This is a genomic window from Microbacterium algeriense (genome assembly GCF_008868005.1).
In the GTDB taxonomy this organism is placed as follows: Bacteria; Actinomycetota; Actinomycetes; order Actinomycetales; family Microbacteriaceae; genus Microbacterium; species Microbacterium algeriense.
Genome location: NZ_WAAO01000002.1, coordinates 161,852 through 173,793, shown reverse-complemented (window position 1 = coordinate 173,793; position 11,942 = coordinate 161,852). Strand labels below are relative to the sequence as shown.

11 protein-coding genes and 2 riboswitches are annotated in these 11,942 nt (G+C 69.2%); of the genes, 4 read left to right on the top strand and 7 right to left on the bottom strand.

The annotated features are described in order from the left end of the window. The 7 genes from gcvH to F6A08_RS08430 form a co-directional block, all read right to left on the bottom strand. Positions 1-396 carry a glycine cleavage system protein GcvH gene (gcvH, locus tag F6A08_RS08460; protein ID WP_017203345.1) on the bottom strand — a complete coding sequence of 132 codons (396 nt, stop codon included), beginning with the start codon at positions 394-396 and terminating at the stop codon, positions 1-3. Next, complete coding sequence (gene gcvT / locus F6A08_RS08455; protein WP_151459240.1) at positions 393-1,499, bottom strand: glycine cleavage system aminomethyltransferase GcvT; 1,107 nt, start codon at positions 1,497-1,499, stop codon at positions 393-395. The genes gcvH and gcvT overlap by 4 nt, the downstream gene beginning before the upstream one ends. 54 nt (positions 1,500-1,553) lie before the next feature. After that, positions 1,554-1,653, bottom strand: a riboswitch (glycine riboswitch). Position 1,654: 1 nt separating this feature from the next. Further along, positions 1,655-1,749: riboswitch (glycine riboswitch) on the bottom strand. Positions 1,750-1,831: 82 nt separating this feature from the next. Beyond that, positions 1,832-2,695, bottom strand: a complete 864-nt coding sequence (locus tag F6A08_RS08450; RefSeq protein WP_017203346.1) for an ABC transporter ATP-binding protein — start codon at positions 2,693-2,695, stop codon at positions 1,832-1,834. After that, the gene (locus tag F6A08_RS08445; RefSeq protein WP_026049877.1) at positions 2,692-3,543 is read right to left on the bottom strand and encodes an ABC transporter ATP-binding protein; all 852 of its coding nucleotides are present in this window, start codon (positions 3,541-3,543) and stop codon (positions 2,692-2,694) included. Before F6A08_RS08445 ends, F6A08_RS08450 begins: the two co-directional genes overlap by 4 nt. Next, entirely contained in the window at positions 3,540-4,520 is a 981-nt protein-coding gene (locus F6A08_RS08440; RefSeq protein WP_017203348.1) for an ABC transporter permease, read from the bottom strand. Before F6A08_RS08440 ends, F6A08_RS08445 begins: the two co-directional genes overlap by 4 nt. Then, on the bottom strand, positions 4,513-5,508 hold the full coding sequence (locus F6A08_RS08435; RefSeq protein WP_017203349.1) for an ABC transporter permease: 996 nt from the start codon (positions 5,506-5,508) through the stop codon (positions 4,513-4,515). Before F6A08_RS08435 ends, F6A08_RS08440 begins: the two co-directional genes overlap by 8 nt. 42 nt (positions 5,509-5,550) lie before the next feature. After that, positions 5,551-7,242 (bottom strand): ABC transporter substrate-binding protein, encoded by a 1,692-nt coding sequence (locus F6A08_RS08430; protein WP_017203350.1) that lies wholly within the window; start codon positions 7,240-7,242, stop codon positions 5,551-5,553. Positions 7,243-7,513: 271 nt separating this feature from the next. Here F6A08_RS08430 and F6A08_RS08425 point away from each other — a divergent pair, with 271 nt between their 5' ends. Genes F6A08_RS08425 through nadC form a run of 4 tightly spaced genes read left to right on the top strand, consistent with a single transcriptional unit; the run spans position 7,514 to position 11,941 of the window. After that, on the top strand, positions 7,514-8,230 hold the full coding sequence (locus F6A08_RS08425) for an NUDIX hydrolase (RefSeq protein WP_192576727.1): 717 nt from the start codon (positions 7,514-7,516) through the stop codon (positions 8,228-8,230). After that, the gene (nadA, locus tag F6A08_RS08420; protein WP_151459239.1) at positions 8,227-9,564 is read left to right on the top strand and encodes a quinolinate synthase NadA; all 1,338 of its coding nucleotides are present in this window, start codon (positions 8,227-8,229) and stop codon (positions 9,562-9,564) included. Before F6A08_RS08425 ends, nadA begins: the two co-directional genes overlap by 4 nt. After that, positions 9,561-11,090, top strand: a complete 1,530-nt coding sequence (gene nadB, locus F6A08_RS08415; protein ID WP_151459238.1) for an L-aspartate oxidase — start codon at positions 9,561-9,563, stop codon at positions 11,088-11,090. The genes nadA and nadB overlap by 4 nt, the downstream gene beginning before the upstream one ends. Beyond that, positions 11,090-11,941: a carboxylating nicotinate-nucleotide diphosphorylase gene (gene nadC / locus F6A08_RS08410; protein ID WP_124895168.1), complete on the top strand. Its 852-nt coding sequence runs from the start codon at positions 11,090-11,092 to the stop codon at positions 11,939-11,941. The genes nadB and nadC overlap by 1 nt, the downstream gene beginning before the upstream one ends. Position 11,942 lies beyond the last annotated feature (1 nt).

Sequence of the window (11,942 nt, the reverse complement as noted above, 5' to 3'; positions counted from 1 at the left end):
TCAGCCCTCCGTGAGTGCGACGTACGCGTCGCGGTCGAGCAGTCCGTCGAGCGCGCCGTCGGCGACCTCGACCTTGAGCAGCCAGCCGCCCTCGAACGGAGCGGAGTTGACCAGAGACGGGTCGTCGACCGCGGCGTCGTTGATCTCGACGACCGTGCCGGAGACGGGCGCGTACAGCTCGCCGACCGACTTGGTCGACTCGATCTCGCCGACGACGGATCCGGCCGTGACCTCGGTGCCGACGGCGGGCAGCTCGACGAACACGACGTCGCCCAGCTTGTCGGCGGCGTAGTCGGTGATGCCGATGGTCACGACGGTCCCCGAGCCGGAAGCGCCGTCGACACCGGCGATCCACTCGTGCTCATCGGTGTAGTGGAGTGCATTGAGGTCGGTCATTTGGTCCTCCGGTAGAAAGGCAGGGCGGTCACGGTCGCGGGGATCCTGGTCCCCCGCACATCAAGGAATACTGCGGTTCCCTCCGCAGCGGAAGAAGGATGCACGTAGGCCATGGCGATCGGGTGGCCGAGAGTCGGGCTGAGCGCACCGCTGGTGATCTCGCCGAGCACTGCTCCCTCGTCGTCGACGACGGCGTACCCCGCGCGCCCGGCACGCTTGCCCTCGGCCACGAGACCGACCAGCACCGGTGCGTCCGGGCCCGGCTCCGTCGCAGCCTTGCCGACGAACTGGTCCTTGGCGGTGACGACGACGCGTCCGAGTCCGGCCTGGGCGGGTGCCGTGTCGAGCGAGAGCTCGTGCCCGTACAGCGGCATACCGGCCTCGAGGCGCAGCGTGTCGCGGGCGGCGAGGCCGGCGGGCACGAGGCCGAGCGGCGCCCCCGCGGCCAGGAGCGCATCCCACAGCGCCGCGGCGTGCTCCGCCGGAACGAGCAGTTCGAAGCCGTCCTCCCCGGTGTAGCCGGTGCGGGCCAGCAGCAGCGGCTCCCCGGCGAAGCGGGCCGACGCCCAGGCGTAGTACTTCTGCTCAGACCACGGCGTGCTCACATCGGTGATCTCGGCCGTCGCGGCGAGCACAGCCTCGGCCTGCGGCCCCTGGACGGCGATGAGGGCGTAGGCGTCCGAGACATCGTCGACCGCGACGTCGAAGCCCTCGGCGCGGACGGCGAGCGCCGCCGCCACGGCCTCCCGGTTGCCGGCGTTGGAGATGATGAGGAAGTCGTCTTCGGCGAGACGGTAGACGATCACGTCGTCGATGATCCCGCCCGACTCGGTCAGCAGCAGCGAGTACTTCGCCTTGCCGACGGGCAGAGCCGAGAGGCGTCCGGCGAGCGCATAGTCCAGGAACTCTCCCGCCACGCTGCCGCGGACCGTGAACTCGGCCATGTGCGAGATGTCGAAGATCCCGGCGCTCTGCCGCACCGCGTGGTGCTCGGCGAGGTCCGAGGTGTAGCGGACGGGCATCTGCCAGCCGCCGAAGTCGGTGAAGGACGCGCCGAGGGCCTCGTGGCGTTCTCGGAGCGGGGTGTAGCGGGGGTTCGACATGGAGTTCTCCCGGGTGCGTACGGGCGGCACGGCGGCGTCGCCATACCTCGGAACTCCCCCTCTGTCATAGGCCTGAGAGCTTCGCCCATGCATGGCTGCGGGGCTTTCACCGTCGGCGGATCCGCGCTGTGCGCGAGATCGCTTTTCAGAGTGGCCGGAACCGCGCGGTACGCATACCTGAGAGATTGGCGGGGAGGCTTGCTCCTTCGGTGCCCGGCTGCGTTCGCCGGGGCTCTCCCGCGGGGTTCATTCGGCCTGTCTTCAGTTGTGCGCCCCAGTCTAGCCGGTCCGTTCCCCGACTCCACGGCCCTCCCGTCGGCGGGGCGAGGGCGTCAGGCGTCGAGGGCGAGCTCGGCGCGGACCTCGTCGCGGAGGCGTCCGAGATTCTCCGGCTCGGGTGCGGCCCCCAGAAGCGTCTTGGTGTACTCGTGCTGCGGGTGGAGGATGACCTCGTCCGCGGGACCGCGCTCGACGACGTCTCCCTTGTAGAGCACCATGATCTCGTCCGAGAAGTGCCGAGCGGTGGCCAGGTCGTGCGTGATGTACAGCACGCCCAGGTTCTCCTCACGCTGCAGGTCTGCGAGCAGGTTCAGCACCCCGAGCCGGATCGACACGTCGAGCATCGACACGGGTTCGTCGGCCACGATGAACCGTGCCCCCGGCGCCAGCGCCCGCGCGATCGCGACACGCTGCCGCTGACCGCCCGACAGCTCGTGCGGACGCCGTTCGGCGAAGCTCTCCCCCGGCGTCAGACGCACGCGCTCGAGCAGCTCGACCGCCCGCTCCCGCACCTGCGCGCGCGACAGCTCCGGGTGGTGGAGGCGGAGCGGACGCTCCAGGTGGTGCACGATCGTGTGGAACGGGTTCAAGGACGCGAACGGATCCTGGAACACCATCTGCACGTCGGAGCGGTACCGCTCCAGCGCCCGCCCCCTGGTGCCGGACTCGACGCCGTCGAGCAGGATCTCCCCGCTCGTCGGCGTCTCCAGCTTCATCAGCATCCGGGCGATCGTGGACTTCCCCGATCCCGACTCCCCCACCAGCGCGATCGTCTTGCCCGCCTCGATCGTGAACGACACGTCCTTCACGGCGTGCAGCACGCTCGTGCGGAAGCCCGACCGCAGCGAGAAGTCCTTCACCAGGTTCCGGGCCTCCAGCGTCGCCGTGCCGGTCGCCGTACCCATCGTCGCGCTCATCGGATCCCCTCCTGGTTCACACCCGTGCGCACGAAGTCGCCCCGCTCCCCCGTCAGCGACGGGAAACTCGACAGCAGCCGCTGAGTGTACTCGTGCTGCGGGGTGCGGTAGATCTCCTCCGCTGTCCCCTCTTCGACGATGCGGCCCTGCAGCATCACCGCGATCCGGTCGCTGATCTCGATCAGCATCGGCAGGTCGTGCGTGATGAAGATGACCGCGAAGCCGAGCCGTTCCCGCAGGCGCATGATCTCCCGGATGATGCCCCGCTGCACGACGACGTCCAGCGCGGTCGTCGGCTCATCCATGATCATCACCTGCGGGTCCAGGGCGAGCGCCATCGCGATCATCATGCGCTGCCGCATCCCGCCCGACAGCTCGTGCGGGAAGCTCGTCAGCCGGTTCGGATCCACTCCCACCAGCGTGAGCAGCTCCTCGGCGCGCTCCTGCTTGGCCTTCTTCGACATTCCGGGGCGATGCGTGTCGAAGATGTCGAAGATCTGCGCCTTCACGCTGATGACCGGGTTCAGCGAGTTCATCGCCCCCTGGAACACCATCGAGATCTTGTCCCAGCGGAACGCGCGCAGCCCCTCGCCGTCGAGCCCCACGATGTCGATGTCGTGTCCGTCGCGATCGTGGAACACGATCTCGCCACCGGTCATCAGAGCCGGCGCCTTCAGCAGCCGGTTCATCCCGTACGCGAGGGTGGTCTTGCCGCACCCGGATTCCCCGGCGAGTCCGAGGATCTCGCCGCGGTGGAGCGTCAGGGAGACGTCGCGCACGGCCTTCACCGGCGGGTCCACCTCATACTCGATCGACACGTTCCGCGCCGTCAGCACTGCCTCACTCATGCGGTGACGCCCTTCTCCTTGGCGGCCTTGCGCAGACGTCGCGCGGCATCGGGCGCGTTGCGCAGCTTCGGGTTGATGACCTCGTCGATCGCGAAGTTGATCAGGGCCAGGCCCGCCCCGAGGATCGCGATCATGATCCCCGGCGGGATGAACCACCACCACGCGCCACGGCCGAGCGCCTGCCCGGACTGTGCGTCGTTGAGGATGGATCCCCACGTGATCGACGAGTTCGGCCCGAGCCCCAGGTAGGACAGACCGGCCTCGCCGAGGATGGCGAAGATGATCGCGAAGAGGAACTGCGCCGTCAGCAGCGGAAGCAGGTTGGGCATGATCTCGACGAGGATCACCCGCAGCGACTTCTCGCCCGCGACCTTCGAGGCGTACACGTAGTCGCGCGTGCGCAGTGAGCGGGTCTGCAGCCGCAGCACGTATGCCGCTCCTGCCCAGGATGTGATGCCGAGCACGAACGCGACCAGCTGCCAGCTGCGCTGGGGGACGAAGGATGCGATGACCATCGTGAGCGGCAGACCGGGGATCACGATCATCACGTTCGTGATCAGCGCGAGGCCGTCCTCGCGCCAGCCGCCCAGGTATCCGGCGAGGACGCCGAACAGCAGCGACAGCACGATCGCGATCCCGCCGGCGGTGACCCCGATCAGCAGGGAACCCTGCGCACCGATCGCGAGCTGGGCGAACACGTCGTTGCCGAGCTTCGTCGTCCCCAGCCAGTGGGCTGCCGACGGCGCCTCGAGCGCCGGGTTGTCGGTGCTGCGCGGGTTCTGCGTGAAGAAGGGGGCGATGATCGCGAAGAGCACGATCGCGAGCACGAGGATCGAGCCGATGATGAACTTCGGGGACGTGCTCGGGAGCACTCGCCGGCGCTTGCGCTCCTGGCGCTGGGTGGCCAGGGCGACCGTGCCCTCGGGGGCGACGGTGGGCGGTTCCTCCAGGAGGAGCGGGTTCTTGGTGTCAGACATTCTGGCGAGCCCTCGGGTCGATGAAGCCATAGACGAGGTCCATGAAGAAGTTGGCGACGAGCACGGTGAGGGTGATCACGAGGAAGAGCCCCTGCATCAGCGCGTAGTCGTTGTTCGTGACGGCCTGGAACATCAGCTTGCCGACACCGGGGTAGGTGAAGACCTGCTCCATCACGATGGATCCGGCGACCACGAATCCGAGCGTGATCGAGAAGCCGGCGATCGACGGGATGGCGGCGTTGCGCGCCGCGTACGTGGTCATGATGCGCCTCGGACGCAGCCCCTTGGCCTCAGCGGTGAGGACGTAGTCCTCGGCGAGCGTTGAGACCATCATGTTGCGCATACCGAACATCCAGCCGCCCACCGAGCTGATGACGATGGTGATGGCGGGCAGGAGGGAGTGGGCGACCGCGTCGGAGAAGAACGCCCAGGTCGGCTCTGGGCCGTCGGGGAAGTCGAAGACGTCGTAGCCGCCGAACATCGGGAACCAGCCGAGCCCGACCGCGAACACGGCGACGAGGACGAGTGCGAGCCAGAAGTACGGGATCGACTGCAGGACCGTCGTGGCCGGGATGAGGTGGTCGACCCAGGTGCCGCGCTTCCACCCCGCCCAGGCGCCCAGAGCGACGCCCAGCAGGAAGGAGATGACCGTGGCGGTGCCGACGAGGATCAGCGTCCACGGCAGCGCACCGGCGATGAGCTCGGTCACCGGCGTCGGGAACTTCGTCACCGACACGCCCAGGTCGCCTTGGAACATGCGCCCCCAGTACGCGAGGTACTGGTCCCACAGGGACGAATCGTCGCCGCCGAGCAACAGCCGGATGTTGCGGATGGTGGTCTCGGAGACCTCCCCGCCCGCCCGCTGCATCTTGGCGATCATGATGTCGGCGGGATCCCCTGGCATGAGCCGGGGAAGAAGGAAGTTGATGGAGATCGCGGCCCAGAGCGTGAACGCGTAGAACCCGATTCTTCGTGCATAGAACTTCATGTCACTGTTTCCTGACTTCCTTCTTCCCCGACTCCTCTCGACTCAGCCGGCCGGCTTGATCTGCGTCAGCACGTAGCCCGCGGCGATCGCACCCCAGGACGGCGGGAAGGCGTAGAGGTCCTCCTCGGTCGGCCAGCCGGTGTAGTCCTTCGTGTTGTAGAAGGTCTGCGTCGCGTTGATCACGAGCGGGATGTAGGGCAGGTCACGGACGATCTCGGTCTGGATCGTGCCGTACAGCTCCTTCTTCTCGGCCTCGTCGTTCGTGCTGATCGCGGCCTGGATGGCCTCGTCGACCTTCGGGTTGCTGTACCGGCTGAAGTTCCAGCGACCGGCGGGGATCTCCTCGCCGACGGGGCTGGTGGACTCCACCGCGGTGCCGCCGAACCAGTCGCGGTAGATCTGGAACGGGTCGGCGACCGACGTGCCGATGACGCCGCCGACGATGAGCTGGAAGTTGCCGCCCTGACGAGCGTCGGAGAACTCCTGCCACTGCACGGTCGAAGCGGTCACCTTGATGCCCGCTGCCTCGGCCTGCTCGGCGATCAGCTTCGCGGCGTCGTTGTAGTCCGTCCAGCCGTCGACCGAGATCAGGTTGAGCTCGACGGGGGCGCCGTCCTTCTCGTAGATCCCGGACGAGCCCTTCGTGTATCCGGCGGCCTCGAGGATCTCGCCGGCCTCTGCGGCGTTCGCCTCCTGCGGGCTGACCTCGTTGGCCGGGTCGGCGAGCCACTTCTCGTCGCGCGGCAGCAGGGTGTACGCGGGCGAGATGTCGCCGGTCAGACCCACGAACGCCTTGTCCTTGATGGTCGCGCGGTCGATGGCGACGTTCAGCGCCTGGCGCACCGCGACATCGGTCTGCGGGCCCGTGCATCCGAGCTCGGCGTTCGAGCACGTGTACAGCACGGTCGGGTCCTGGGGGGTGTTGATCCAGTCGATCTTGCCGTTGGAGGTCACGTCGTCCGGGTTCGGGATGAACATGCCCGTCCAGTCGAGCTTGCCGGCTGCGAGCAGGTCCTGCGCGGTCTGGTTGTTGTCGACCGCGATGTACTGGACCTTCTTCACGGCGAGGTCGTCCGCGCCGCGGTAGTTCTCGTTCGCGACCAGGGTGTACGACTCGCTGGTGGTCTTGTCCACCACGTACGGGCCCGAGCCGACGGGCTCCTCGTTGGTGAAGTTCGCGAAGTCGTCGACGTCCTTCCAGATGTGCTCGGGGAGGATGTAGCTGGAACCCATGCGCTGGAACTCGGTGGTGTACTGCGCGCTGGAGTAGGTGAGCACGGCGGTCGTGTCGTCCGTCGCCTCGGCGGAGATCAGACCGTTGCCCTCGGGGTTGTTCGCCTCGTAGTTGAACGAGAACGCGACGTCCTTCGCGGTGAGCGGCTCGCCGTCGCTCCACTTGAGGTCGGGCTTGATCGTGACGGTGATCTGGGTGCCGTCCTCGTTGTACTCGAACGAGTCGCCGATCAGCCCGACGGGCTCGGCGTCCTTCGTCTTGTTGTAGAAGAAGAGCGGTTCGTAGATCGGACCGAGCGCGCCGTGGAGCACGGTCGGCGCGAACGGGTTGTAGTTCGCGGTGATCGGGGTCTGGCTTCCCGCCCAGACACGAAGGGCACGGTCGCTGTCGGCGTCTCCGCCTTCGTTGCCACCGGCGCCGCAGGCGGTGAGGCCCAGGGCGAGGACGGAGGCTCCGGCAACCGCGGTGAGCGCGAGTCTGCGCTTTCCGTTACGGATCATTTCTGTTGTTTCCTCTCGGTGCTGCACTGCAGGAGGGATCGCTCCGGATGGAGCAGAACCCCGCGATGGGGTTCCCGGACGCCCAGGGAGGCGGTTGGACAGCCACCTCGAAGGGGTTTGTTAGGACAGTAACCTAACAAACCCCGCCCCGACGGACAAGACTCTCGCAGGCTCGCAGATAACGTTTCGGACTCGACAACACCGCGGCGTCATCTGCGTGCACAAAGAGTCGAGGTGACACTAAGATCGTCAACAGGAGGTTAGGGTAACAATGACTCAAAGTGGCGGGATCCAGGTCGCGGTGTCGACCGTGATCCTCACGCTGCGCCGGGGCGAAGACGGGAGCGCGGTCCTCGCCCTGCCCCTGGTCCTGCGCACGCGGGACCCCTACGCCGACCAGTGGGCGCTGCCGGGTGGGTGGCTCACAGCCGCCGAGTCCCCCGTCGACGCCGCGGCGCGCACGCTCGCCGAGACGACCGGCCTCTCCCCCAGCTACCTGGAGCAGCTCTACGCCTTCGGAGCGGTCGACCGCTCCCCCACCCGCGTCGTGTCGATCGTGTACTGGGCACTTCTGCGACAGGATGATGTGACCGCGCAGATCGCCGCACACCGCGCCTCCGGCCGCGCTCCCGAGAACGTGCGGTGGTTCGACGTCGACGAGCTGCCCGAGCTCGCCTTCGACCACTCCCGCATCATCGACTACGCCCTCTGGCGCCTACGGAACAAGGTCGGCTACAGCCGCGTCGCGCAGGGATTCCTCCCGGAGGAGTTCACGCTCGCCGAACTCCGTGAGGCGTACGAATCGATCCTCGGTCGACAGCTCGACCCGGCGAACTTCCGCCGTCAGGTCGAGGCGGCGGGAAACCTGATCCCCACCGATCGATTCCGCACCGGCAGCCACCGCCCAGCGCGTCTGTACCGCGACAACACCGATGTCGAGCTGGCCGATCGCGGCCCCCTCGGTCCCGAAGAAACGAGCACCCGATGAGCATCACCGTCGTCCCCGCTCCCGCGGTCCCCCCGCGCGACGCCTCCGTCGACCACGCGATCCAGGCGATCGTGAGCGGCGCCTCGACCGACGCCACCTGCACCACCGATCTCGCCGCCGGCCCGTGGGACTTCGACGCCCGCCCCGGCTACGGCCCCGGCTCCTCGATGGGCGACGTGATCCCCACCGGCGCTCCGCGGCAGGGCGAGCTGCCCGCGGCGTACCGCGAGGCCGGAGAGGACGAGCTCCATGAGCGCATCCGCGCCGCGAAGGACACCCTCGGCGACCGCGTGGTGATCCTCGGCCACTTCTATCAGCGCGAGGAGGTGGTGCAGCACGCGGACTACGTCGGGGATTCGTTCCAGCTCGCGACAGCGGCCAAGGGCAGGACGGAGGCCGAGGCCATCGTCTTCTGCGGGGTGCACTTCATGGCCGAGACCGCCGACCTGCTTTCCCGGCCCGACCAGGCCGTGGTCCTGCCGAACCTCGCCGCCGGATGCTCGATGGCCGACATGGCGGACATCGACCAGGTCGAGGAGTGCTGGGAGCAGCTCGAGGAGATCTTCGGCGACCTCGAAGCCCTCGATGCCGAGGGCCGCGTGCCGGTGATCCCGGTGACCTACATGAACTCCTCCGCGGCGATCAAGGGCTTCGTCGGGCGGCGCGGCGGGATCGTCTGCACCTCCTCCAACGCCCGCACCGTGCTCGAGTGGGCCTTCGAGCGCGGACGCCGGGTGCTGTTCTTCCCCGACCAGCACCTCGGCCGCAACACCGCCAAGGCGATGGGCGTGCCGCTGGACCGCATGCCGATGTGGAACCCGCGGCGAGCGCTCGGCGGATCGTCCGCCGACGAACTGCGGGACTCCCGCGTGATCCTGTGGCACGGGTTCTGCTCGGTGCATCGCCGCTTCACGGTCGAGCAGATCGACCGTGCCCGCGTCGAGCACCCCGGCGTGCGGGTCATCGTGCATCCGGAGTGCCCGATGGAGGTCGTGGACGCCGCCGACGAAGCAGGCTCGACCGAGTACATCCGCCGCGCCATCGACTCCGCCACCGAGCCGACGACCTTCGCGATCGGCACCGAGATCAATCTCGTCCGCCGACTCGCAGCCCAGTACCCGCAGCACGAGATCTTCTGCCTCGACCCCGTGGTGTGCCCCTGTTCGACGATGTACCGCATCCACCCCGGCTACCTCGCCTGGGTGCTCGAGGAGCTCGTCGCAGGACGCACCCCGAACCGCATCACCGTGAGCGACGACGTGGCCGACCCCGCGCGCGTGGCCCTGGAGCGGATGCTCGCCGCGAAGCCTCCCGTGAGCGCCGGCGCACGATGAACGTCGTCGTCGCGGGCTCAGGCATCGCGGGACTCACGGCTGCTCTGCATGCGCAGGAAGCCGGCCACAGGGTGACGCTCGTCACGAAGGGCAGCCTGGGCGACGGGTGCACCCGGCTCGCGCAGGGCGGCGTTGCCGGGATGTACGGCGAGCGCGACTCCGCCGCGCACCACGCGGAGGACACCATGGCGGCGGGAGCGGGACACGCGGATCCCGCGGCCGTGCAGGCCCTCGTGGCGGACGCCGGCGCCCGGATCGCGGAGCTCATCGCGCGTGGCGTCGCGTTCGACCGCGACGAGGACGGCGCTCTGCAGCTCGGCCGAGAAGCCGCGCACCGGCACGCGCGCATCGTCCATGCGGGTGGGGACGCCACCGGAGCGGCGATCGCGACTGCTCTCGTGGACGCCGTGCGGCGTACCACGATCACGGTGATCGAGCGGGCGTTCCTGCTGGACCTCGTCGTGGTCGACGGCGCGGCGACAGGAGTGCGTCTGCTGCGCCGGGATGCGCTGACGGAGCTCGCGGCGGATGCGGTGATCCTCGCGACCGGCGGCGCCGGTCAGCTCTACGCGCACACCACCAACCCGCACGGCGCCACCGGCGACGGGATCGCTGCCGCCCTGCGGGCCGGCGCGGCCGTCGCCGATCTCGAGTTCGTGCAGTTCCACCCCACGATCCTGGCGTCCGGGCCGCCCTTCCTCATCTCCGAGGCCGTGCGAGGCGAAGGCGCCGCCCTGATCGACGACCACGATCGGCGCTTCGCGTTCGACAGCCACCCCGACGGCGAGCTCGCCCCGCGGGACGTGGTCTCCCGCGCGATCGCACGCCAGGCCGCCATCCAGGGCTCCCCCGTCCGTCTGGACGCCACGGGCCTCGGTGGGGCCGTTCTGATGCGACGGTTCCCGACCATCGACCGCGTGACGAGGGCCCGCGGCTTCGACTGGTCGCGAGAGCCGCTCCCGGTCACGCCCGCAGCGCACTATCTGATGGGCGGAGTGGTCACCGATCTCGACGGCCGCACGTCGCTCCCCGGCCTCTTCGCCGTCGGAGAGGTCGCTCGGACCGGCGTCCACGGCGCGAATCGTCTGGCCTCGAACTCGCTCCTCGAGGGTGCCGTCTTCGGTGCCAGGGCGGCGGCTGCGCTCGCCCCGTCGACCGCCCACTCGCCCGGCCCGCGGCGTGCGGCGACGGTCGCTGTCGAAGCCGCGCCGCCGAGCTCCTCCTCCCCCACCCCGCCCTTCAGCCGCGCGGCGCTGCAGCAGCTCATGTGGGAAGCGGTGGGTCTGCTCCGCAGCGAGACGGGTCTGGTGGACGCGCTCGCGACGCTGCGGAGCTGGTCCGCGAGCACCGCCGACCCCGCGACGATCGCCGAGCACGAGGACGCCAACCTCCTGCTGCTCGCACACGCCGCCGCCACGGCGGCCCTGATCAGGACGTCGTCCCTGGGGGCGCATCACCGGATCGACGACCCGGTGCCCGAAAACGCTCACGCCCGCCCTCTCGCCTCGATCCTGGAGTCCGTCTGATGCTCACCCGCGCCACCATCGATCGCGTCGTCGGCGCCGCCCTGGAAGAGGACGCCCCCTGGGGAGACCTCACGAGCACGACGCTGCTCCCGGCCGATGCCACCGCCACCGCCGACCTCGTCGCCCGCGAGCCGGGGGTCTTCAGCGGCGGAGAGGTGTTCGCGACGGCCTTCGCCCGCACGGACCCGGGCCTGACGATCGACCTGCACGTCGCGGACGGCGACGAGTTCGCCGCGGGCGACGCCCTGGCTTCGGTGTCCGGCGCGGCGCGCAGCATCCTCACCGCCGAGCGCGTCGCGCTCAACTTCGCCCAGCGCATGAGCGGGATCGCGACGCTGACCGCCGCCTACGTGGCCGCGGTCGCGGGCACGCAGGCGCGGATCGCCGACACCCGCAAGACGACTCCGGGTCTGCGCGCCTTCGAACGACACGCGGTCGCGTCCGGAGGCGGCCGCAACCACCGGTACTCGCTGTCCGACGCCGTGATGGCCAAGGACAACCATCTCGCCGTGCTCACCCGCTCGGGGCTCGACCTCGCGTCCGCGCTGCGCGACGCCCTGTCGCGGCTGCCGCACACCACGCACGTCGTCGTCGAGGTCGACCGCCTCGACCAGATCCCCGCCGTCCTCGACGGGGGCGCCCACACGGTGCTCCTCGACAACTTCTCGCTCGACGAGCTGCGTCAGGGCGTCGCCCTCATCGGCGACAGGGCGATCGTGGAGGCCTCCGGCGGCGTCGACCTTGACACGGTCGGAGACATCGCGCGCTGCGGCGTCGATGTGATCTCCGTGGGCGCGCTCACCCATTCCGCGCGTGCGCTCGACCTCGGGCTCGACCTGCGGATCGACTGAG